Origin of the sequence: Aquibacillus koreensis (genome assembly GCF_025154055.1) — a bacterium.
Taxonomy (GTDB): Bacteria; Bacillota; Bacilli; order Bacillales; family Amphibacillaceae; genus Aquibacillus_C; species Aquibacillus_C koreensis.
The window spans coordinates 45,756-67,727 of the sequence record NZ_JAOALK010000013.1; the positions used below are offsets into that span (position 1 = coordinate 45,756).

Consider the following 21,972-nt stretch of genomic DNA (forward strand, 5'->3'; position numbering starts at 1 on the left):
TCGTTACATAATAATGAAGGCAAAATCGACTCACAAGAAGGAGATAGCTAGATGGAATGGAAAAATATTTACCGGGGTTTATTAATGGGTGCTAGCGATGTTGTACCGGGTGTTAGTGGTGGTACGATTGCTGTTGTACTTGGTATTTACGATCGGTTAATTGAAGCGATTAACGGTTTTTTTAGTAAGGATTGGAAGAAACATTTAGGTTTTCTGTTACCATTAGGTATCGGGGTAATCACTGCTGTATTTCTATTAGCTAGTTTAATTGAATGGTTATTTGAGCATTATCCTGGACCAACCCAGTTTACTTTCTTAGGGTTAATTGTTGGAGTACTACCATTTTTATTTCACAAATCTGAGGCGAAAAAAACGTTTAAGGCTCAACATATTTTATTGTTATTAGTAGGAGCGGCTCTTGTGGCATCGATGTTATTTTTCCGATCTGGCGAAACAGATCCAATTGAAAATCTTACATTAGGAACGTATGGATTTCTATTTTTGTCTGGATTTTTAGCAAGTGCAGCAATGATCTTACCAGGTGTAAGCGGCTCTTTTTTACTATTAATTCTTGGGTCCTATAGTACAGTTATAAACGCAATAAGTGAGCGTAAGTTTGACATCATTATCGTTGTTGGAATTGGTATTGTGCTTGGGATCGTCGTGATGAGCAAGATCATCCATTTCTTTTTAGAAAATTATACAACAGCTACTTTCGCAGTTGTCATTGGTTTGGTAATTGGCTCGATCTTTGTTATCTTTCCAGGATGGCCTTCTACTTTCACAGAAATGATTGTAAGTGTTGGCACGTTTGGAGTAGGTCTGCTAGTTGCTTTCCTCCTTGGTCGTGTGGAATACAAAGAAGAATAGAAAGCAGATAACTTGATAATAACTTAGAGGAATGATAATTTACTGCTTAAGAGAAAGGGGTTTTAAACGTGAAAGCAATTAAAACAAGAGAAGAATTTAATGAAGTGATTAATTCCGAAAGCCCTGTCATCGTAAAGTTTTATGCAGATTGGTGCCCGGATTGTAAACGAATGGATATGTTCATTGGTGATATTATAGAGCAGTATAATCAACATGAATGGTATGAAGTAAATAGTGATGAAATTGAAGGACTTGCTGCAGAACATGAGGTAATGGGCATTCCTAGTCTTTTAATTTTCCAAAACGGTGAAAAGCTAGCACATCAACATAGTGCTTATACAAAGACTCCAGAAGAAGTATTAGAATTTTTACAACAACAATTAGGCTAGATCGATGAATCTCAACTTTGATATAAAGTTGGGATTTTTTTCTGCATAGAGTGAAGGAGTGAAATGTAATTGTTTATGAGTGAATTTATAAGAGTGCGTCGTAATCGTTCCTAACTTCGTATAACAGCGATTTATGCGGACATTTTTCCCTCTATTTTCACTAAAAACATCATTTTGACTTACCACGCGGACATTTTTTCCGTTATTTGATGATATTGACGTGGTTTCCCTCAGATATCTGAGAAATAGCGGAAAAAATGTCCGCATTAGGGCTGATATACAGGGATTCTAGAAGAATAACGGAAAAAATGTCAGATTCAAATTCGTGCTACTAACGATTCATGGACTGCATGCGTATGTTGTGACGGAGTTTATATAAATTCCGACATTTTAAGAGAATAACTTATTTAACAGTCTAATAATAAGGAGTGTTGTCATGTCAATCTACAAAGGACCCACTGCATATAACAATGAGGATTTCATGAATACTTATCTAAAAAGAAGACACCGGAAAGAGAGTCCCAATAACATCATTGAAAAGCCTGCCTTGATAAAATTACTCGGGGATGTTCGTGGAAAAGAGGTCATGGACCTTGGGTGTGGGGAAAGCGCATTTGGTCTAGAGTTGTTGGAGAGTGGATGTGAATCCTACTTAGGAATAGAAGGCTCAGAGCGGATGTATGAAAAAGCACTGGAGACATTAAAGGGGACATCTGGAAATGTGCAGCACGCGACTCTAGAAAGCTTTGCTTATCCTGAAAATACTTTTGATATTGTATTATCGAGACTGGTGTTTCACTACATAGAAGATCTCAGTCCTATAATTGAAAACATCTATGGGTCATTGAAACAAGGTGGGAGGTTTATTTTCAGTGTGCAGCATCCACTCCTTACTTCTTCCGTGGATAGCAACAGAATAGAAGAGCAAAGAACAGATCGTGTTGTAGATGATTATTTTTATAGTGGCGAACGTATAGAGCAATGGATGGGGGAAAGAGTAGTTAAATACCACCGAACGGTTGAAGATTACTTTAAGCTGTTAAAACGTGCTGGATTTTCGATAGAGGATATACAGGAGCCTAAGCCCAATAAGAAGTATTTCTCAGATTTACAGGAGTACCGAAGACGAATGCGAATTCCGTTATTCTTATTGTTTTCTTGCTCCAAATAAACATGGTGGATTCACCATGTTTTATTTTTGGTAAAATTAATTTAAAAATGAACTTTTCACACCGATCGTTTGTCTTATGAATGAAGGGGGTGGCCAATTGGAATTTTTGCGTTTAGTGAAGAAGGCACAGAAAGGAAATAAAGAAGCGCTTCTTCAATTGATTATGGAGCAACAAAATGAATATTATCGGCTAGCCTACACCTATATGGGAAACCAACATGACGCGTTAGATGCCATGGAAGATATGATTGTAAAACTATACGAAAATATTGATACATTGAAAAAACGAGAATCATTCTATAGCTGGAGCAAGACAATCTTAGTGAATTGTTGTAAAACAATGATCCGGAAAAAACAGAAGATCGTGCTAATAGATGATTGGGATGTTCCGAAGTGTTCCGATCAAGATTATTACGAAAGTACGAAAGATCAGGTTAATCGAGAGCACCAAATGGATATTGAGAACATGCTTAAGCATGTAAACGAAAAACAAGCAGAGGCCATTCAATTAAAATATTTGCATGATTTGGATTATCAATCAATTGCAGAAATGACAAATGTTTCCGTAGGTACCGTTAAATCTAGAGTCTTTCAAGGGTTAAAAAAGATGCAACAGGTGTATGGAGGTGGAAAAATTGAGTGATATCGAGAAAAAGTTACAAGCAGAAAAAGATCGTTTAAATCAAACCACTGCTCCACCAGAGCTTGAACATCGTTTAAGAACTGTGTTAGAGGATAAGAAAAGAACTCGAAAAAAGAAACCATTGTTATGGAAAACACTCATTGCCGCTATCCTATTATTTGGATTAATCAGCTATAACTACAATGGATTGGCTTATTACGGGAAGAAAATACTTGGGTTTGATGAGGTCAATTCCGAAACGTTAAACCAACTGAATGAGGCTGGATATGGACAGATCATTGATAAAGAGTTGGAGTTGAGTAATGGAACGATCTTAACCCTAAATGGTGTTATATCAGATGAAAACAGAATGATTGTGTATTACACATTATCCAATCCGAATGGTAATATAGCTGAAGCTTACAATGATTTGTGGGCATCCAAGATTACTGGTTTTCTGACCAGTTCACAATTTGAAAGCGGAAGTGCAGAGATAAACGAATCTGAAACAGAGCTTAAAGGAATGATGGACTTCGAAGCTCCTAGTCCTTTTGCGAAGAAGCTAACGATGCATTTCGATGAAAAGACTGCTAATGGACAATATGTCGAGAAAGAAATATCATTTGCGTTTGATCCTAATCAGGCACTTCGGACTTCAATCAAACAACCGATTAATCAATCAATGCAAGTGGATGGAGGAACGATTACATTCAAATCAATCATCGCATCCCCAACTATGACAGTGATTAAAGGCTCCATGAATGTAGATCACCTAGACCGTGTAAGGTCGCCTTTTAGTGAAACCTATCTCTTTGCAAATGGCACTCCTATAGCAGATTTGGGGAGTGGAATCTCCACTAATATCACAGGAACAAAGTTTGAATTGGAATTTGACGCACTTCCAAGTCACTTGGATTCCCTGGAACTTCATGTAGATAAGTTTGTTGGTTATCATAAGCTAGATAAAGCTGTTATGTTTACCCCTGAAGAGGAAGTAGAGGCAGATATAGGTTCTAAAAAGTTGACCATAAAACATCTGAAACACACAGATAGAGGGTCAGAATTAACAATTGTTACAGATGAAGATGTTATGTTGGATGAGGTGAGTATGGGGAACGAATCTAGAAGGGTTGAACTGATTACAACGATAGGGCAAACATATGAAGAAGCTGATGGAGAAATGAGAAAGAAAAGAACGTTGTTATTTGATGAGACGAAAGAGGCTGACAGGTTATATATTGGTGGAATGCATTACATGAAAGCGTACAATGAAACTATTAACATTCCTATAAAATGAGGCGGAAAAAGACTTAGTAATCCTAAGTCTTTTTCTAATTCGATAGAGTCAACTGTATCATATGGCAATAAAAAAAAGCACAACCGAACAAATAAATAGGATGAAAAGCCCCCATACTACAATCTTCTTCAACGGTTCACTTTTAAAATATAAATATACAAAAACAACGTACAAGATATAAGCGCAGGTAAAGAAGACGAAACCTGAAACAATATCCTCTTGCTCATATTTACCTGATAAAAATAGATGTAACAATGTATAAATATATGAGATGCCAACAAACAGATAATGGATTTTCTTTACTTCCATAACTACCTCCTACTATTTTCTCGCCACTTAGAATTTTATTTTAACCTAATCTCTCTATTAGAATTTTATCACATGCAGAGCAGGATCTTACCCATAATCACACATTTTGTTTTATCATGAAATATAGAAAAAAGATCAATTGATTCGTGAAGGGGTGCCGTATGACATGCTTAGAAAAGCTATGCAATCAGATATAGATGATATTATGGCAATGGTAAAAAGTTCGACAAATATCATGAATGAAAGAGGAAACTTCCAATGGGATGAGACCTATCCGTTACAATCACACTATCAGTCAGATTTAGATCAAGGTGATTTGTATGTCTATCAACAAGATGGGGAAGTGGTTGGGGCTACTGCGATTAGTGAACAAGAGCATAGTGAATATCCAACTATTTCATGGAGTTTACCTGACCAAGCAATAACAATTAAACGCTTAGTAGTGGACCCAAACGCTCGAGGAAAAGGAATACCGGATGCGTTATTTACCCATGCAGAAGAGGTAGCTCGACAAAAAGGTATCTTTTACATAAAAACAGATACATTTTCAAACAATCCAGCTGCGCAAAAATTATTTAGCAGAATGAATTATCAGTTTGTAGAAAAAAGATATGTGGAGGAGAAAAAGGATTCACTTTTGTATTTTGAGAAAAAACTCCGTACAATGCATGCGTAAATAGAAAAGTCAAAAAGGGCTAAAGCAATGTCCTTTTTGACTTTTATTAGCTTTTATTTCGTGCAAACCGCTATCCCAAGTGGATAATAAACATCTCTGCCCTCAGGTTCAATCAATACGCCATGTTGATAGAAGAATTCCTGGCTAGAGTAATCAACAAATAGTTCTTTGAATTCACTAGGAGCCAACTGATGAACATGGAAAGGAGATCCGCATGGAATTCCTCGCCCCTCTCCAAACGGTGTGGAGACGATCAAGGTACCGCCAGGCTTTAATAAGTGATAGTAGTTGTCTAGCAATTTTTGCTCCTCTTCAATATGCTCGATCGTTTCAAAACTAACGATACTATCAAATTGTCCTAGCTTTTCTGGTAAGCTAGGATCTGTTGCATCGTGTACTTGAAAGGATGATTGTGGATGATAGTAAGCACCCTTTGCGTAGGTGATAATTTCATCATCAATATCGACCCCGATGATCTCTTCAATCACATCTTTTTTTTCTTTTGCGATCATATGTGCCCCATAACCAGATCCACATGACAAATCTAATATTCTCCCTTCTTTTATATAATGAAGGGCAAACTGATATCTAGCTATATGTTCGAGCAAAAGCTTGTTCATGGGTTTCATCATTTCTGGGATAACACGTTCTCCTGTGTCTTTCATTAACGTACACACCACTTTCTTCTTCGGTCCTTCTTATTATCCCATACAAGCAGGGATCGACCAAGCGATTTGTGAGCGCTCCCATTGACAGGAGAAATTAGCTTCTACTATAATACGTTTAATTCTATTCGTAGAAAGAGGGGACGAAATGGAGCAAGACCATAAACAATTGTTCAAACAGAAAAAGCAAGATCCATCATTAAAATTATTTGTGGTATTATCAAAAGCCTATCGTTCCGTCGCTGATCAAGTAGCAGCCGATATTCGTGCAAAAGGACTTAACACAACCGATTTTGGCGTGTTGGAATTGCTCTATCACCAAGGTGAACAACCACTTCAAAAAATCGGTGATAAAATATTGCTAGCAAGTGGTAGTATTACGTATGTCGTAGATAAATTAGAGAAAAAGGGTTATTTAAAACGTGTGCCATGCGCAAGCGATCGTCGCATTACCTATGCATCCATCACAGAACAAGGTGAATCTTTGCTTCATTCTATTTTCCCAGATCATTGGAAACAAATAGAAGCAATTACAGGTGGTTTAGAGCCGGAAGAAAAGCAAGAAGCCATTCGATTATTAAAAAAACTAGGGATGCATGCAGAAGAATTAAAGTAGATTTTATCCGAAGATTTCGTTATAATTAAACTTAATTGATGAAAGAAGGAGGGGAAGATAGATGCTACACGTAGATAAGTACGCTAATGATACACATAATTTGTATTTTTATCGTGCGATTTGTCATGATTTTTTTGCTAACGGGATACGTATGCCCTTTTTTAGCAACTGAATAATGACAAAAGTGTAGGATCATCTCACCCAAAATATAACGATAGGAAGCATAAGTAGATCTACACGATTTTTTTCGTGTAGATTTTTTTGTTAGGGATAGGTTTCTTTTCCCAACTAAAACCGTCTTTATTGCTCGCGCAGTAATAGAGGCATGTGTTTTCAATATCGATATACGATCGCCAGGGGGAGGATACCTCTGGTTTTTTTGTGTTTAATTATAGGACGAAGGAGTTTAAAAAATGTTAGTAACATTAAAAGATATAAAGAAAATAATTGGTGGAAATATATTGTTTGAAAATCTGCAGTTGGATATAAAGCCAAATGAAAAAATAGGTTTAGTTGGGAGAAACGGAAGTGGTAAAACGACCATTTTTAAAATAATTGCAGGCATAGAGCAATACGAGCAGGGAGATCTTTTCCTTAAACGACATACTAAAATAGGATATCTTGAACAAATACCTCATTTTCCAAATGGCACGGTAAGATCCTTCTTAGAAAGAAGTTTTGAAGAACTAAATAACCTGAAGCAAAAAATGAAAGAATTAGAAAGTGAGATGCAACGAACAGAAAAAATAGAGCGTGTTCTAGAAATGTATGGGAAAATACAAACGCAATTTTCAGATCTTGGTGGATATGAAATGGACGCCCAACTAGAAAAAATCGCGGATGGTTTATCTATATCCCATTTGCTACAGAAAAGCTTTGAGCAATTGAGTGGTGGGGAAAAAACAAAAGCAGGACTGGCAAAAATTTTATTACAGCAGCCCGAGCTATTATTGCTAGATGAACCAACTAATCACCTTGATTTATCGGCGATCGAGTGGCTAGAAGAGTATCTGAATCATTATAAAGGTTCTGTATGTATTATTTCACATGATCGTACCTTTTTAGATCATATTGTCGAAAAGATTGCCGATTTAGAAAATGGAGAAGTAGACTACTACAAAGGTAATTATAGTAGTTTTGAAAAACAAAAAGAAGAGAAGCTATTACAGGAATTTGCTGCATTTCAAGAGCAACAGAAAAAAATAAAGAAAATGAAAGAAGCAATTAAGCGATTAAGGCAGTGGGCAAATGAAGCAAACCCGCCGAATGAAGGCTTGCATAAGCGTGCGCGTAATATGGAGCGTGCTTTGGAGCGGATGGAAAAGCTAGACCGACCAGTTATCGATGCGAAGAAAATGGGTCTAGCCTTAACGGCAGATGATCGGAGTGGCAATGACGTAGTAAAGATAAGTGGAGTAACGAAACAGTATCAAGAAAGAGGGATTCTAAAAGGTATAGATCTACATGTTAGATATAAAGAAAGACTTGCAATTGTAGGGGATAATGGGAGTGGAAAATCAACATTAATAAAGATTTTAATGGGCAAAGCGGAACCTTCTACGGGTGAAATAACACTTGGAACCCAAATAAACATTGGATATCTAGCCCAGAACCCTCTAGAAGGAATAGCGGAGGATCAACCAATGATTGAATATTTTAGATCTGAAGTTAGTGTGACAGAAGGGCAGGCTAGACAAATATTAGCTAGGTTTATGTTCTATGGATATGCTGTCTTTCATAAATTAGGGCAATTGAGTGGTGGGGAAAAAATGCGCCTAAAGTTAGCCATCTTCATGCATCAAGGTGTGAATGTTTTATTACTCGATGAGCCAACCAACCATTTAGACGTAGAATCTCAAGAAGTGTTAGAGGATGCGTTAAGCCGATTTGATGGGACTGTTATTGGTATTTCGCATGACCGTTACTTCCTCAACAAATGTTTTAACGAAACTGCATACCTTGTGGATGGAAAGCTTCATCGTTTCCATGGAACATATCATGAAACAAAACATAATTGGGAGCGTTTAAAAGAAGATCAAACTACTTTGAAGAAGGCGCCGTTAGCTAAAAATAACATCGACACTCCCGATCAGATTAATTATGAAATAGAGATCGAACGGTTAGAACAAGAGTTAGATGATTTAACAAACCAATTTAAGAATGGTGAAATTAGTGAACAGCTTTATCAAATAGAGGAAAAGGAACGACAAAGAAAGCTAGACCGTTTTTATGAGGAATGGGCAACAATAGAAGAAAAATAGTTGGATTGTGATAAATGTCACAGAAAAGAAGAATGAGTCGGTGTATAGTATAAATGAGATTGGGATGTCTCTGCTCTATAATATTCGGTATAGATATTTGGGAGCTATCTATACCCATGAAGTGTCTCCTTGTACGGGAGTAGACACTTCAAATAAAGGCGCTTATCCATTGTTGATAAGCGTCTTATTTTTTGATTATAATATTTTTTCTTTTGTCGAAAAAAAGATAAACCATGTTTAAAGAAATATGCTTCGGGTATTAAAAAATAATGGTTAGTGGATATATGATTGCAAAGTTAGGGAGGTACGTCAGCAATGAACAGACATAATGTCATCGTGTATACTAGTAACAGTTGTCAGGAATGCGAAAAAGTACTTTCCTGTTTAGATGAATTAGGAATCACATATACGGAAAAAAATATTTCTGAGGATCATGAGTATCGGAAGGAATTACAAAAAGAAAAAGTGTACGCAACACCAGCAGTGTTTTACGGAAAACAAGTTATATTAGGGTATCAAAAGCAAAAGTTAATAAGAGCACTTGGATGATGCGTTCCTCTTTTCAATTATTCTATGATTAACCTTTTAAAGAAAGGGTGCATATACTAGTAGAAAATGATTGGAAAGAGGTGTTGAATATGAATTATCGGAGAGTCCCTTATTATCCGCAACAAGGGTATGTGAACTACCCAAATCCACAACAAATGGGATTTTACAATCAAAATAATGTGCCCGGTTTCAACTTCAACCAAGATGGACCATCTATGAAGGGGAATAACCCACCGCCTCCGACTACACCTTACGAGCAATTCGCCAAACCTAATCACCCTTCCCAATGGTTTCAGCAAGCCCAACAAACACAGCAAGCCCAAGGTCAACCTTGGGGGCAAACACCTAAAGGGCTTATGGCTTATTTTCAAGATAAAGATGGGCAATTAGACATTGATAAGATGTTAAGCACGGTTGGGCAACTTGGTAATACCTATCAACAAGTTTCTCCGATTGTAAAAGGACTAGGATCGTTTGTGAAGGGGTTTAAATAATAATAACGTGTCCTTGTCGGAACTGGCCGACAAGGATTTTATGCTTCTCGATTCATTTAAAAAGTGAATAATTCTCAGAAGGTACTGTTACAAATTGTTAAACATGATAATCCCAGTTTTGGGGAAGTTATAGATATAAATTTTCATCAAAAGGAGCCCTAACAATGATTGGATGCGTATGTGTACACGGTTTTACCGGTGGTCCATATGAATTGATGCCTTTAGCAAACTACCTGAAAGAAGTTACTGATTGGCATATTGAGGTTCCGTGCCTACCTGGACATGGTGAATCATTGCAATTAGAAACAGCTACTTATAAAGATTGGATAAAAGCCGCTGAAGAAGCACTGGAAAAGGTAAGTGAAAAATGTGACCAAGTCTATGTTATTGGATTTTCCATGGGAGGAATGATTGCATCTTATCTTGCTTCTAAGTATAACGTGGCAAAACTAGTTTTGTTATCGGCATCAAGGAAATATATTAGTTATCGTCAAATGGCGATGGATATTGGAATGTTTGTTAAAGAAGGTTTTAATGGGAGACTTAAGCAAAATAAGTTGTTCCAACATTATATGAACAAGAAAGGTTCCATTCCAATTAAAGCAACTGTAGAGTTTATAAAATGTATGAGATTCACCAAGCCTTACTTACAAGAAGTAACATGTCCGGTACTAATAGCCCAAGGAATTCAGGATGGTATGGTACCATATAAATCGGTTTATTATCTTGATAAGGAAATACCCGCTGATACAGAAGTAATCTATTATCATGATTCTAAACATTTAATTTGTCTTGGGGATGATAAGGACGTACTAAACGAAACTGTCTATTCATTTCTTGTTCGTGAAAAAGGGAAAAAAGCAGCGTTTACGATTGAGCAACCAGTAGCAGAATCTCAATAATAGATTGTAGAAACCAAAAAAGTTGATCCAAGTTTCAGGATCAACTTTTTTATAACTCTTTATATAACATTATTTGTCTTTAAAGAATGCTATAACAAGCCCACCTTCACCAGCATGTGTAGATATTGCTGGCCCCATCTCTGTAACAATTGACTTCTTAAAAGGATAGGACTCTTTTATTTTATTCAAAACGTGTTGTGCCCTTTCTTGAGCGTTGCAGTGAGTCATGACAAGTACTTTTTCTTCAAAGTTGGAAGTGTACTCGCCAATTTGCTCAACAAATCTACGAAGTGCCTTCTTGTCACCGCGTACTTTCTCGCTCACTTCGACTTTTCCTTCATCACTCGCACGCATGAGTAATTTGATGTTTAAGGATTTAACAACAGCACCTCTTACCCTATCTAATCGTCCACCGCGGACGAGGTTATCAATTGTTTTCAGAATAAATAATGTCGTTGTTTGTTCTGCGCGCTCTTGTAAATGTGGGACTAGTTCATCAAAACTATACCCTTCATTTATTTTTTGATGGGCTTCATGCAATAATAATAGTTGTCCCGGAGAAGCTGATGTACTGTTAATAACTGCGATTCTCCGATTTGGTTCTTCTTCTAAAAGTAAGTTCATTCCCATAACAGCATGGTTGTAAGTACTACTTATTCCTTTTGACAGACTAATTACAATAATTGGCTTTTCAGGATCAATCTTTTTGTACGCCTCATAAAATTCATTAGGTCCAGGTGCTGACGAAAGTGGAAAAACTGATCCGTGTTTCAATTTTTCATTAAACGTGGCAGTATCAATTGTTATTCCGCTTTGGTATTCTTCATCACCGAAATGTATGTATAAAGGCACGACATTTACTTGAAACGCTTTTAAAAGTTCCTCAGAAAGATCCGAACCGCTATCAGTCATTAATTGGATATTCATCCCTCTCACCTTTCCCCTGTTTTTATATAGTTATGTTAATTATACCTCATTTTTGCGCTTTTTTTTTGTTGGTAGTAACTATAAATAAGAAAAGTCCTACTATAACAATTGTACCACCAAGCCATTGTGACCAGGTAATATTTTCTCCCAGAATGAGGTAAGCTAATAGAGATGCTCCTACTGGTTCAAATACAATGCTCATAGAGATTACAGAGGTACTAACCCATTTTAATGCCCAATTAAATAATGTATGACCAAAAAAAGTAGGAATAATAGCTAGTGCTAAAAAAATAAGCCAATTGCTTGTAGAATAACCGTAAAAATCATGTTGTAATAGAACGTTATACACAATTAATGTGATAGAGCTTGTACCATATACAATAAAGGTGTACGTCATAAGGGAGAGGCGCCTACGAACACTTTGCCCAACTAAAAAGTAGACGGTAATCATTACTGCTCCGATTAAAGCGAGTAGATCTCCCCATAATGCTGCTCCGCTAATTTTAAAGTCACCATAGCTAATAATGATACTGCCTGTAATGGCGATGATCATACTCGTAACAGCACCGAAAGAAAAGCGTTCCTTAAAAATTAAAAATGTACCAAGAAAAGCAAAGATCGGTTGAAGTGTCACTAATACAACAGAGCTTGCGACAGATGTATAATTTAGTGATTCAAACCAAAAGATAAAATGAAATGCTAAGAAAATACCAGCAAGCGCAGAAAAGAACCAATCTTTCTTCGATACCATCTTAAATTCTTGTTTATGTTTAACTAATACGAAGGGCGCCATAATCAGCACTGCAAAAAGCAACCGATAATTAGCAATAATAGAGGCCGGAGTACCATCGGCAAGTTTGACAAATATAGCTGCCGTTGACACTGAGATTACTCCAATTATAATAGCGATAAATGGATGAAAGGGAGGCTTTTCCATCTGAATCCTCCTAACTGTTTGAAGACAATTTATCTTATTCTAACACTCAATTGTTTGAAAATCATTTCTAATACAGGTAGAATTAGTAAAGAGAGTGTGTTAAGATGTATTAATCCATTGAGTGCTCGCTTATAAGGCCTCTTCCGCGGTGTGGAGGGAGGCTTTTTTCACGTTAAAATAGCCAAAGTTCGATTGTTTCGAACATAAAAATAAAGGGAAACTGTAATACATCTTGGTCGGTAATCTCATTAAACCAACTTTTTAACGTGTTTTTAAACGCGCTGACTATGAGATTTTTAAGAAAAAGGAGAAAAAAATAGTGACAACATTTAATGAATTAGGTATTTCTAAACCAATAATGAAGGCTCTTGAGAAAATGGGCTTTGAAGAAGCTACTCCAATTCAAGAGCAAACAATCCCTCTGGGTATGCAAGGGAAAGACGTTATTGGACAGGCCCAAACAGGTACGGGTAAAACAGCTGCTTTTGGGATTCCAATGATCGAAAAGATTGATAAAGATGCAAAAAAAATCCAAGGATTAGTTGTTGCTCCAACTAGAGAGCTAGCTATTCAGGTATCCGAAGAAATTCACAGACTTGGGAAGTTTAAGGGAGTTCGTACACTTCCAGTTTATGGTGGACAACATATGGATCGTCAAATTAGAGCGCTTAAAGAAGGTCCACATATTGTTGTAGCAACTCCAGGACGTTTGCTGGATCACATCAGAAGAAAAACAATTAAAATTGACAATGTGCATACTGCTGTTTTAGATGAAGCAGATGAAATGCTTAACATGGGTTTCATTGATGACATTCGAGATATCTTGAAAATGATTCCAGAGGAAAGACAAACATTACTTTTCTCTGCAACAATGCCAAGAGAAATTAGAGAAATTGCATCGACGTTAATGAAAAATCCAGAAGAAGTAAAAGTAAAGTCAAAAGAAATGACTGTATCTAACATTGATCAATCTTTCCTTGAAGTGCTAGAAAAACAAAAATTTGATACATTGACGAACCTGTTAGATATCCAAGCACCAGAACTTGCAATCGTATTTGGTCGTACGAAAAAAAGAGTGGATGAAGTAACAGAAGGTTTACATGCACGTGGTTTCCGAGCTGAAGGGATCCATGGTGACTTAACACAAGGTAAGCGTATGTCTGTGTTAAATAAATTCAAAAGTGGTCGTATCGAAATCCTAGTTGCTACAGACGTAGCGGCACGTGGACTTGATATTTCAGGTGTTACACACGTGTATAACTTTGATGTACCACAAGACCCAGAAAGCTATGTGCACCGAATCGGTCGTACAGGTAGAGCTGGTAAAACTGGTGAAGCAATTTCTTTCATTACGCCAAGAGAAATGCCACACCTTCACTTAATTGAAAAAGTAACGAAGAGTAAAGTAAAGCGTATGGATGCTCCATCGTTTGACGAGGCTCGTCGTGGACAGCAACAATTAACAGTGGAGAAGTTGACTTCTACTATCGAAGGACAAGATTTAAAGGATTATCGTGAAACAGCTGCTGAGTTGTTAGATCAACACGATTCAGTAACGGTTGTTGCAGCTGCGCTTAAATTGATGACAAAAGAGCGTCGTAATGCCCCTGTAACGTTGAGCTCTGTTCAACCTGTTAGTGTAAAAGGTGGACAAAAAGGCAAGAAGAAGTTCAGAGGTGGCGGCGATAATAAACGCAATAACTTCTCTCGTAAAGGTGGAAAACCTAGCGGTAGAAACCGTAAGTTCCAAAATAAACGCGGTTCAAATAGCAACAGTAGCGGCGGTAACCGTAATCAGAATTTTAAATAATAAAAGATATAGCATAACCAGTCCTCCTAACTGGCTATGCTATTTTTTTGTTCCTTTGAGTAGCATTGTGCTTTCAACACTGAAAATAAGGTCTCTCACAGCCGCTAAGAAATTTTAAGTGATTTCTGCGGCTATGAGAGACCTTATTTGATCAAAAATAAAGATTATACGGTCTTAGCGGCTACCAGATCCCTTATTTACTCTGTTTTCATCAATTTAGTGGGCAATTTATTAAAATAGCGAACTGTAGAGCCGTTCAGGCTAAAAATAAGGCTAAAACAATAAAATAAGGTCTCTCACAGCCGCTTACATTCTCACGCCAGTGTTACGACCTACATTATTTAAAGTGCGAAATTGGTAAGAGCTATACCTAAGGTTAATTAAAATTTCGTTTATCCTGCTTAAAGAACCAACTGCTAAGTAGACCTACAAGTAAGATTGCGCCTCCATAGCCAACTATTGGATAAATATGATGGATAATGGTTGAGAAGCCCAATTGTCCTATGAGAAGCGCAACAAGAGCAGTGAGGAGCACTAAGCCTTTTCGATAGGAGGATTTCACAAAATGAAAGCGGGAAACGAATCCAAATAGATTGCTTACGGCTGTCGTATAAATTTGGGCAAAAAGGACAAATGTAAAGATTAGTTGAAGCCATGGCGAAATATAGCTGGATACAGAAAGCATCGGGACTTCCGCTAATGAAGAGTCTTCAATCGTTGTTAAAATACTGAAATTAATTGCTAGAATACACAAACGAAGACCAATCCCGCCTAGAAGAGGGGCAATATCATATAACCGAAAAAATAGAACAAACCAGCAGAAAGAATAATTCCCCAAATGCCTTGAATGCCATAGCTAGTAAAGAATTGAAAGACTTCTTGCCCGGTAGCAAACCCAGCTCCCACTATGGTCCCAATATATGCAGCCGCAATTTTGAGCGTATTGGATTTCTGTTTCATTAACGTATTCATTAAGAATCCCCATCCTAATTATGCTCGATTTTATCACTCATATAAAAGTGAATGATATGTCTAATATGAACAATATGGTTTGGAGTGCTGATCATTGAATTTTTGTTGTAAAATCATGAGGGTCAGAGAAATGTTGTCTATGTAGTTTGTGGTAGGACTATACATACATCATATGTTAATAATGCAAAAAAAGTGGGGTATATACAAAAACCGTTCCAAAAATATGCGGATGCATCTCAGGGGACGGTTTTTGCATTGTGTTTCTCAGTTAAATGTAAAGAGCAATCAACGATATAATTGGTATAGCTAAAATTGTTCCAAAACCTAAAAATAATAATGTATGGATATATGCTTTGTGTTCATTTGAGGTAACTCTTAGTAATTCATTTCTTGCTAAGAATACGTGTACTACCGTTAAAATAATTAACCCGATAATGATTAGCGCAGCAATCGTTGTACTAATGGTCGATACTTCTTCACTTCCTATTTGCATAAATCCAATAATAATAAGAAGGATTGGTACGGCTTCAATTATTGCTACTTTAAGAAAGTAACGTGACTGCTCTTTTTGGATTGTTTCAGATGTTAATTGATTGTTTTCCAGTTTGTATTGGATACTAGCAACCATTTTTTTAAAAGCTAAAAGAATCCCGAACACTGCGATGATGGAAGCAAGGGAAAACAACCAAGCAGGACTAATCATGATATTGAAAACCTCCATTTTTTATATAAAGTATTATTTCAAATCTAGAAAAACAACTAAAATAGTTGGGCTACTAATCCGAGTATAACCAGAATAGCGATAGCGCCGATTATGACTGGACGAATAATATGTTTGTAACGGTATCTCTTTTTATTCCATCGGTTTGGGTCAAACTGAACAGAACCATCATTTCTAGGTTTTCTTCGATTTCTCGATAGGGAAAAAGGTCTGACATTGATTAGCGCCAATGGTCCTAATGCTAACCCACCAATAAAACCAAAAAGGTGAGCATATATATTAATATCAGTACTTAAAAAAGTCATTACTAAGCCAATGATCGTTATCGTAGACACTAATTTTGCGTTTGCTTGATCAATCAGATCTTTGCGTAGAAATACCATATAGATGTAAAGACCAAATAGCCCGTAGATTGCTCCAGACGCACCTACATGAATATAGTAAGGATCTGGTTCCAAATAATAAGTGAACAAGTTACCAATTATACCGGATATAAAATACACAAGTAAGAACTTAATTTTACCTAGCATTTGTTCTAGCGCTGGGCCGAATAACACAAGCGAAAAAGAGTTAAATAACACATGCATGATCCCAGCAGGGCTGTGGATGAAGATTGGTGTCACATGTCGCCAATACTCCCCTTGGTCAATCATTAGATTAAATCCCCTGCCCCAGTAATAGATATATCCACCAAAAGGTAAGTCAAGATACATCATGAGCCATATAACCACTTGAATGGCAATGATGGTGCTAACAACAGGGTAAAATCGAATGAAATCTTTAAAGCTTTCGGTTCGAATAAACATATAGGTTCTCCTTTGCAATGTTTCTATTTATATATAATACTTTACATAGAAGGTTATTCACAAACAAAACCAATCCCTTATATTGGATAACATAGTAGTTGCGGGCAAATATATATACTATAAAGACGAAGGTAGTTGGTGTACATGATAAAAGGAATTGGAATTGATATTGTAGAATTAAAGCGAATAGAAGCAAGTATGAAAAAGAGCGACCGTTTTGCTTTGCGAATACTTACAAAGGTTGAATGGCAAGTATATGAAGATTTAAACGCAGAAAGAAGAAAAGTAGAATACCTGGCAGGAAGATTCGCAGCAAAGGAAGCGTGTTCGAAAGCGTTTGGTACGGGAATAGGTAGTAAACTTAGTTTTCAGGACATAGAGATCACTACGGAAAAAAGCGGTGCCCCAAAGTTAGAGGTGATAGGAATGAAAAAAAGTAAGTTATTTGTTTCTATTTCCCATAGTGAAACGTATGCCGTTGCACAAGTAATTATAGAAGAATAGTAACAGCTTTTTTGGGGCGAGATATAAAGGGAATTACATAGATAAAGTAAGCTATTTTCTATTCTTTTTTTTGGACATGTTAGGCTAGTCTGCATAATCGTCTAGTTTGTCTCATATATTTTAGTGCGGGTAGGAGGGAACATTGTGCAAATCGTGACCGCAAAAGAAATGTACGAAATAGACCGCCTTACGATAGAAAAGGGAGGGGTAGATGGAAAGCTCCTGATGGAAAATGCCGGAAGATCCATTGTAAATCACATGCTTCCAATTATTGATCGTACCAAATCGATACTAGTTTTAGTTGGAGGTGGTAATAACGGAGGAGATGGCTTCGTTATTGCTAGGACTCTTTTAACTGATGGTTATGATGTACTTGTCGTTCAGCTTGTTCCAGATTATAAGATAAAAGGGGAAGCGGCATATCATAAGCAGTTGTGGTTGAATTTTGGTGGAATCGTTCATGTCTTTCAAGATACTAGCATGATAAGACGTTATCTGTTGGATGCAGATATTGTGGTCGACGCTATGTTGGGGATAGGTATTTCTGGAGAAGTCAGACAACCCTTAAAAGATGTGATTGGGCTGGTTAACCAAGTAGAAGCATTGACAATCTCTGTGGACATTCCTAGTGGTTTACCTGCTGATGAAGGGGAATCCCACTTTGAAGCAGTTGTTGCTGATTATACCTTTATAGTTGAGCATCCTAAAATGAGTTTATTTTTAGAAAGCTGCAGCCCTTTTTACGGGAAATGGGAAGTTGTCAAAATTGGTTTATTCCACTCAAATCTTTCATCTGGCTCTCGGATTGCTTGGAGAGAACGAGACGTGAAACGAACGCTTCCTAAAAGAAGCCGGAATTCCCATAAAGGGACGCATGGTAGAGGGCTTGTGATCGGTGGATCAAGCACGATGCCAGGATCAATTGCAATGACTTTGAAAGCTGCATTACGATCTGGAGCGGGTCTAATAACCGGAGGTACGATCAATGAAGTGTTTTCATCTATTGCTTCCCATTGTGTTGAGGCGACGTATTTACCATTGCTAGGTAAGGCGGGTGCGATGACAACCCAACCGGTAGATGTATCGATGTATAATGCAATAGCAATCGGTATGGGGATGGGGCGGAACGAAGAAACTGCAGCTTTTACTAGACAACTAGTGAAAGATGTAACCAAACCAATATTAATAGATGCAGATGGGCTACATCATATTAAGGATGACTTAGCTAGTATTAGTCAAAGGAAGCAACCTACCATTTTAACACCACACCCAGGTGAAATGGCGATGCTAACTGGTATTTCTGTAAGAGAGATCCTTTTACATCCATTCGAAGTGTCCAAGCAGTTTGCTTATGAACACAATGTCTACTTGGTTTTAAAAGGGCCTCATACCATCATTACTGACCCTAACGGGAATCAGTTGGTGAATACGACAGGGAATCAGGGCCTAGCCAAGGGTGGAAGTGGTGATGTGTTGTCTGGTGTTTTACTTGCTATGATCATGCAAGAGCAATCGATGATCGAAGCTCTTGCCAATGGATGCTTTATCCATGGGAAATCTGCGGATCTATTAATATCTAGTCATCGCTCTACAGAAGACCTTCTGGCAACAGATGTGATTGACGGGTTGGCTTCTGTCTTTCGTACATTATAATTTAGATGCGGAATATGTTCCCTTTGTCCATTGAAATGAGACAAAGGAGTTGTGACCATGAGAAAATATGTAGGCCTTGGGATTATGATTTGTATGATCCTGGTTTTAGCTGCCTGTGGAGAAAAAACAAAAGAGGATGTAGTTGCCAAGTTAGATGAAAGTTTAGAAAAAATGAGCGGGTATCAAGCGCAAGCAACCATGAGTTTAGAAACAGGGGAACAAAGTCAATCGTTTGATATCGATATCGCACATAAAAAGAAAGCTTATTATCGTGTTTTGTTAAAGAATGAAAAGGACGAAGAAGGTAGCCAAATAATCTTAAAAAATGATGATGGTGTTTTTGTACTTACACCAGCTCTAAATAAGAGCTTTAAGTTCCAAAGTGATTGGCCAAACAATAGCAGTCAACCATATTTATATCAGTCTTTAGTAAAAGATGTAAAATCTGATACAGAAGCAAAATTTAATGCAACAGATGATCACTTCGTTTTTGAAACGAAAACAAATTATCAAAACAACAACAATTTACCGTACCAAGAAATATACTTTGATAAGAAAACATACACACCAGTAATGGTAAAAGTGCTGGATAAGGATAGAAATCCTTTGGTTGTAGTTGAATTTACTAAGTTTGATCTAAATCCTGAATTTGCGGATGATATGTTTGAAATTGAAAAAAATATGACAAGCAGTCTTTTCGGAGTTCCGGTAATGGCAAATGAAGAAGAAATGAACACAGACTTAACGGTTTTATATCCAACAGAAAGCTTAGGTTCTGAACTAGCTGAAGAAAAGCTCAAGGATACGGAGAATGGTAAACGTGTTATGCTTTCCTATCAAGGGGAAAAGAACTTTACTATTATCCAAGAAAAAGCCAATGCATATCCTACAAGTGTAGCAAATCCGCAGTCAGTAGTAGGGGAGCCAGTAAGTTTAGGTTTCACAATGGGTGCACTTAAAGCATCTGCATTAGAATGGAGCTATAATGGCGTGGATTACTATTTAGCAAGTGAAGAATTAACAAAAGATGAAATGATTGAAGTGGCAAGCTCAGTAGTTGGTCAATCAGTGAAGTAATAACAGTTAGGCAGGCTCCGCCATTGGGTCTGCTTTATTTTTTTTTATTGTTGGTGCCAATATAGAAAATTGGCGTGGATACTGAATTGTGTGTTGGGTTCACTGAATTAAGCGGGAAAGATACTGAATTGTGTGTCGCGTTCACTGAATTAAAGAGAGAAGTTACTGAAATAGGTGTCGGTTTCACTGAAATGCATCACTATCGCTTCTGAATAAACCATAAATTACATTAATAGAGCTATAAAAATGCCAGGGCATAAGATTTTTCCATAATAAGTGTTTGACAGAACCCCACCATCGAGTAAATAATGAGACAACAAAGAAGATAGATAAGGATAGGTGTAAACAACGTGAGCCAAAAATTTTATCGTGATTCGTGGATTGAAGTGGACCTAGCGAATATTGCTTATAACGTACAACAACTTAAAAAACGCCTCTCTAACCAAACCAACATATACGCTGTAGTAAAAGCGGATGGATACGGCCATGGTGATGTGCAAGTTGCAAAAACAGCGTTACGAGCAGGTGCTTCTGCTTTAGCTGTAGCTTTACTAGATGAGGCGATTCGGTTAAGAGAAGCTGGAATTTCTGCGCCAATACTTGTGATGGGATGGGTTCGTCCGGAAGATACGCCATTAGCTGCCAAACATGACATTAGCGTGACGATGTTTCAAGTAGACTGGTTAAATGAAGTGAAAAGCTACGATTTTGAAGATAAGTTAAAGCTTCATATGAAATGGGACACTGGTATGGGTAGGATTGGAATAAGAGAAGAAAAAGAGTTGATTGAAGTATTAGATGCACTTGATGATGAACGACTGGAGTTAGAAGGGGTATTTACCCATTTTGCTACAGCTGATGAAGCGGAAGTTAATTATTATAATGGTCAAAATGACCGATTTAAGCAACTGTTGAAAGTGTTTCAATCTAGATGGGATAAACGCGTTATTATTCATACTGGTAACAGTGCAGCAAGTATGAGGTTCCCGGAAGATATGTTTCATTTTGTCCGCTTTGGTATTAGTCTCTATGGGTTATATCCATCACCTGTTGTAAAACAAGAGCGACCAATCGATCTAAAACCTGCACTTTCTTTGTACAGTAAAATTACCCATGTTAAAAATATGAAAATAGGTGACTCTATAAGTTATGGAGCAACTTATACGACTGACGGGGAAGAATGGATTGCTACTGTGCCTTTAGGCTACGCAGATGGAATCCGAAGAAAGTTACAAGGACAAGAAGTGCTAGTGGATGGGGAGAGAGTGCCAATAGTTGGAAGGATATGTATGGATCAATTTATGGTACGATTAAACAAACCTTGTCCGGTTGGAACAAAAGTTACAATAATCGGAACACAAAACAACCATACAATTTCCATGGATGAGATTGCTAACCGGTTAGATACGATCAATTATGAAGTTGCTTGTATGATTAGTAATCGAGTTCCACGAACTTACACTTGGAATGGTAATCCAAAGAGCTAGGCTAGGCGTTAGTAGCATGTCTAGAAAAAATTATAAAGATATGGAAATTCATGCATGATAATTGTATGTTATGTATAAAATGGTAAAAGGGCTTATTAGATGTGAAGAGTTCGGTTAAAGCGTACAGATGTCGGAATAATATTTTATTACCATCACTTCGTTTGTATAGGTAGGTTAGATCTTGATATCCTTTTGTTATACGGTTTTACGAACTTCATTAGACACAGGAAAAGCCAAAAATTTCTATAAAAATGTTG

General features: G+C 37.2%; 25 protein-coding genes. 17 read left to right on the top strand and 8 right to left on the bottom strand.

Features of this window, described 5'->3' with window-relative positions; all coding sequences use genetic code 11:
* The first annotated feature begins 51 nt into the window (after positions 1-51).
* From NYQ66_RS03965 to NYQ66_RS03985, 5 genes are all read left to right on the top strand, one after another.
* A complete protein-coding gene (locus NYQ66_RS03965; protein WP_259867101.1) occupies positions 52-870 on the top strand; it encodes a DUF368 domain-containing protein in 819 nt (272 codons plus the stop codon).
* A 68-nt stretch (positions 871-938) separates the two neighbouring features.
* Positions 939-1,259, top strand: a complete 321-nt coding sequence (locus NYQ66_RS03970; protein WP_259867103.1) for a thioredoxin family protein — start codon at positions 939-941, stop codon at positions 1,257-1,259.
* 436 nt (positions 1,260-1,695) lie between these two features.
* Positions 1,696-2,430, top strand: a complete 735-nt coding sequence (locus NYQ66_RS03975) for a class I SAM-dependent DNA methyltransferase (protein ID WP_259867105.1) — start codon at positions 1,696-1,698, stop codon at positions 2,428-2,430.
* A 97-nt stretch (positions 2,431-2,527) separates the two neighbouring features.
* Positions 2,528-3,073: an RNA polymerase sigma factor gene (locus tag NYQ66_RS03980; protein WP_259867106.1), complete on the top strand. Its 546-nt coding sequence runs from the start codon at positions 2,528-2,530 to the stop codon at positions 3,071-3,073.
* Positions 3,066-4,349, top strand: a complete 1,284-nt coding sequence (locus tag NYQ66_RS03985; RefSeq protein WP_259867108.1) for a DUF4179 domain-containing protein — start codon at positions 3,066-3,068, stop codon at positions 4,347-4,349. The genes NYQ66_RS03980 and NYQ66_RS03985 overlap by 8 nt, the downstream gene beginning before the upstream one ends.
* Before the next feature lie 57 nt (positions 4,350-4,406).
* Here the strand turns inward: NYQ66_RS03985 and NYQ66_RS03990 are convergent, their stop codons facing one another.
* Complete coding sequence (locus NYQ66_RS03990) at positions 4,407-4,658, bottom strand: YeaH/YhbH family protein (RefSeq protein ID WP_259867111.1); 252 nt, start codon at positions 4,656-4,658, stop codon at positions 4,407-4,409.
* A gap of 166 nt (positions 4,659-4,824) precedes the next feature.
* Here NYQ66_RS03990 and NYQ66_RS03995 point away from each other — a divergent pair, with 166 nt between their 5' ends.
* The gene (locus NYQ66_RS03995; RefSeq protein ID WP_259867114.1) at positions 4,825-5,334 is read left to right on the top strand and encodes a GNAT family N-acetyltransferase; all 510 of its coding nucleotides are present in this window, start codon (positions 4,825-4,827) and stop codon (positions 5,332-5,334) included.
* A 53-nt stretch (positions 5,335-5,387) separates the two neighbouring features.
* Here the strand turns inward: NYQ66_RS03995 and NYQ66_RS04000 are convergent, their stop codons facing one another.
* Positions 5,388-5,999 (bottom strand): class I SAM-dependent methyltransferase, encoded by a 612-nt coding sequence (locus tag NYQ66_RS04000; RefSeq protein ID WP_259867116.1) that lies wholly within the window; start codon positions 5,997-5,999, stop codon positions 5,388-5,390.
* Positions 6,000-6,147: 148 nt separating this feature from the next.
* Here NYQ66_RS04000 and NYQ66_RS04005 point away from each other — a divergent pair, with 148 nt between their 5' ends.
* The 6 genes from NYQ66_RS04005 (at position 6,148) to NYQ66_RS04025 (ending at position 10,821) form a co-directional block, all read left to right on the top strand.
* Positions 6,148-6,615, top strand: a complete 468-nt coding sequence (locus NYQ66_RS04005; protein WP_259867117.1) for a MarR family winged helix-turn-helix transcriptional regulator — start codon at positions 6,148-6,150, stop codon at positions 6,613-6,615.
* Positions 6,616-6,676: 61 nt separating this feature from the next.
* Positions 6,677-6,787: an RAxF-45 family protein gene (locus tag NYQ66_RS21470; protein WP_407652039.1), complete on the top strand. Its 111-nt coding sequence runs from the start codon at positions 6,677-6,679 to the stop codon at positions 6,785-6,787.
* Positions 6,788-7,028: 241 nt separating this feature from the next.
* Positions 7,029-8,876, top strand: a complete 1,848-nt coding sequence (gene abc-f, locus NYQ66_RS04010) for a ribosomal protection-like ABC-F family protein (protein WP_259867119.1) — start codon at positions 7,029-7,031, stop codon at positions 8,874-8,876.
* Positions 8,877-9,191: 315 nt separating this feature from the next.
* Positions 9,192-9,425: a glutaredoxin family protein gene (locus NYQ66_RS04015; protein ID WP_259867122.1), complete on the top strand. Its 234-nt coding sequence runs from the start codon at positions 9,192-9,194 to the stop codon at positions 9,423-9,425.
* A gap of 89 nt (positions 9,426-9,514) precedes the next feature.
* The gene (locus NYQ66_RS04020; protein WP_259867125.1) at positions 9,515-9,919 is read left to right on the top strand and encodes a YppG family protein; all 405 of its coding nucleotides are present in this window, start codon (positions 9,515-9,517) and stop codon (positions 9,917-9,919) included.
* A gap of 164 nt (positions 9,920-10,083) precedes the next feature.
* Positions 10,084-10,821: an alpha/beta hydrolase gene (locus tag NYQ66_RS04025; protein WP_259867127.1), complete on the top strand. Its 738-nt coding sequence runs from the start codon at positions 10,084-10,086 to the stop codon at positions 10,819-10,821.
* A 69-nt stretch (positions 10,822-10,890) separates the two neighbouring features.
* Here NYQ66_RS04025 and NYQ66_RS04030 read toward each other — a convergent pair whose 3' ends face one another.
* Both NYQ66_RS04030 and NYQ66_RS04035 read right to left on the bottom strand, forming a co-directional pair.
* The gene (locus NYQ66_RS04030; RefSeq protein WP_259867128.1) at positions 10,891-11,748 is read right to left on the bottom strand and encodes a DegV family protein; all 858 of its coding nucleotides are present in this window, start codon (positions 11,746-11,748) and stop codon (positions 10,891-10,893) included.
* Positions 11,749-11,794: 46 nt separating this feature from the next.
* Positions 11,795-12,685 (bottom strand): DMT family transporter, encoded by an 891-nt coding sequence (locus NYQ66_RS04035; protein ID WP_259867131.1) that lies wholly within the window; start codon positions 12,683-12,685, stop codon positions 11,795-11,797.
* 319 nt (positions 12,686-13,004) lie between these two features.
* Here NYQ66_RS04035 and NYQ66_RS04040 point away from each other — a divergent pair, with 319 nt between their 5' ends.
* Positions 13,005-14,495, top strand: coding sequence for a DEAD/DEAH box helicase (locus tag NYQ66_RS04040; protein ID WP_259867133.1), 1,491 nt, complete (start codon positions 13,005-13,007; stop codon positions 14,493-14,495).
* A 376-nt stretch (positions 14,496-14,871) separates the two neighbouring features.
* Here the strand turns inward: NYQ66_RS04040 and NYQ66_RS04045 are convergent, their stop codons facing one another.
* The 4 genes from NYQ66_RS04045 to NYQ66_RS04060 form a co-directional block, all read right to left on the bottom strand.
* Positions 14,872-15,249, bottom strand: coding sequence for a hypothetical protein (locus NYQ66_RS04045; RefSeq protein ID WP_259867136.1), 378 nt, complete (start codon positions 15,247-15,249; stop codon positions 14,872-14,874).
* A gap of 17 nt (positions 15,250-15,266) precedes the next feature.
* Positions 15,267-15,467: a hypothetical protein gene (locus NYQ66_RS04050; protein ID WP_259867138.1), complete on the bottom strand. Its 201-nt coding sequence runs from the start codon at positions 15,465-15,467 to the stop codon at positions 15,267-15,269.
* 268 nt (positions 15,468-15,735) lie between these two features.
* Positions 15,736-16,170: a hypothetical protein gene (locus tag NYQ66_RS04055; protein ID WP_259867140.1), complete on the bottom strand. Its 435-nt coding sequence runs from the start codon at positions 16,168-16,170 to the stop codon at positions 15,736-15,738.
* 56 nt (positions 16,171-16,226) lie between these two features.
* Entirely contained in the window at positions 16,227-16,994 is a 768-nt protein-coding gene (locus NYQ66_RS04060) for a rhomboid family intramembrane serine protease (protein ID WP_259867142.1), read from the bottom strand.
* Positions 16,995-17,138: 144 nt separating this feature from the next.
* Here NYQ66_RS04060 and acpS point away from each other — a divergent pair, with 144 nt between their 5' ends.
* The 4 genes from acpS (at position 17,139) to alr (ending at position 21,715) form a co-directional block, all read left to right on the top strand.
* The gene (gene acpS, locus NYQ66_RS04065; RefSeq protein WP_259867144.1) at positions 17,139-17,498 is read left to right on the top strand and encodes a holo-ACP synthase; all 360 of its coding nucleotides are present in this window, start codon (positions 17,139-17,141) and stop codon (positions 17,496-17,498) included.
* A 144-nt stretch (positions 17,499-17,642) separates the two neighbouring features.
* Positions 17,643-19,151 (top strand): NAD(P)H-hydrate dehydratase, encoded by a 1,509-nt coding sequence (locus NYQ66_RS04070; protein ID WP_259867145.1) that lies wholly within the window; start codon positions 17,643-17,645, stop codon positions 19,149-19,151.
* A gap of 57 nt (positions 19,152-19,208) precedes the next feature.
* Positions 19,209-20,228, top strand: coding sequence for a LolA family protein (locus NYQ66_RS04075; protein WP_259867147.1), 1,020 nt, complete (start codon positions 19,209-19,211; stop codon positions 20,226-20,228).
* 350 nt (positions 20,229-20,578) lie between these two features.
* Positions 20,579-21,715 carry an alanine racemase gene (gene alr / locus NYQ66_RS04080; RefSeq protein ID WP_259867149.1) on the top strand — a complete coding sequence of 379 codons (1,137 nt, stop codon included), beginning with the start codon at positions 20,579-20,581 and terminating at the stop codon, positions 21,713-21,715.
* The last annotated feature ends 257 nt before the right edge of the window (positions 21,716-21,972 follow it).

Coding starts and splice junctions, on each gene's coding strand:
- abc-f (WP_259867119.1), top strand. CDS start 7,029: ATGTTAGTAACATTAAAAGATATAAAGAAAATAATTGGTGGAAATATA.
- NYQ66_RS21470 (WP_407652039.1), top strand. CDS start 6,677: ATGCTACACGTAGATAAGTACGCTAATGATACACATAATTTGTATTTT.
- NYQ66_RS03990 (WP_259867111.1), bottom strand. CDS start 4,658: ATGGAAGTAAAGAAAATCCATTATCTGTTTGTTGGCATCTCATATATT.
- NYQ66_RS04020 (WP_259867125.1), top strand. CDS start 9,515: ATGAATTATCGGAGAGTCCCTTATTATCCGCAACAAGGGTATGTGAAC.
- NYQ66_RS04035 (WP_259867131.1), bottom strand. CDS start 12,685: ATGGAAAAGCCTCCCTTTCATCCATTTATCGCTATTATAATTGGAGTA.
- NYQ66_RS04015 (WP_259867122.1), top strand. CDS start 9,192: ATGAACAGACATAATGTCATCGTGTATACTAGTAACAGTTGTCAGGAA.
- acpS (WP_259867144.1), top strand. CDS start 17,139: ATGATAAAAGGAATTGGAATTGATATTGTAGAATTAAAGCGAATAGAA.
- NYQ66_RS04055 (WP_259867140.1), bottom strand. CDS start 16,170: ATGATTAGTCCTGCTTGGTTGTTTTCCCTTGCTTCCATCATCGCAGTG.
- NYQ66_RS03995 (WP_259867114.1), top strand. CDS start 4,825: ATGCTTAGAAAAGCTATGCAATCAGATATAGATGATATTATGGCAATG.
- NYQ66_RS04000 (WP_259867116.1), bottom strand. CDS start 5,999: ATGAAAGACACAGGAGAACGTGTTATCCCAGAAATGATGAAACCCATG.
- NYQ66_RS03975 (WP_259867105.1), top strand. CDS start 1,696: ATGTCAATCTACAAAGGACCCACTGCATATAACAATGAGGATTTCATG.
- NYQ66_RS04030 (WP_259867128.1), bottom strand. CDS start 11,748: ATGAATATCCAATTAATGACTGATAGCGGTTCGGATCTTTCTGAGGAA.
- NYQ66_RS03965 (WP_259867101.1), top strand. CDS start 52: ATGGAATGGAAAAATATTTACCGGGGTTTATTAATGGGTGCTAGCGAT.
- NYQ66_RS04050 (WP_259867138.1), bottom strand. CDS start 15,467: ATGAATACGTTAATGAAACAGAAATCCAATACGCTCAAAATTGCGGCT.
- NYQ66_RS04005 (WP_259867117.1), top strand. CDS start 6,148: ATGGAGCAAGACCATAAACAATTGTTCAAACAGAAAAAGCAAGATCCA.
- NYQ66_RS04025 (WP_259867127.1), top strand. CDS start 10,084: ATGATTGGATGCGTATGTGTACACGGTTTTACCGGTGGTCCATATGAA.
- NYQ66_RS04060 (WP_259867142.1), bottom strand. CDS start 16,994: ATGTTTATTCGAACCGAAAGCTTTAAAGATTTCATTCGATTTTACCCT.
- NYQ66_RS04075 (WP_259867147.1), top strand. CDS start 19,209: ATGAGAAAATATGTAGGCCTTGGGATTATGATTTGTATGATCCTGGTT.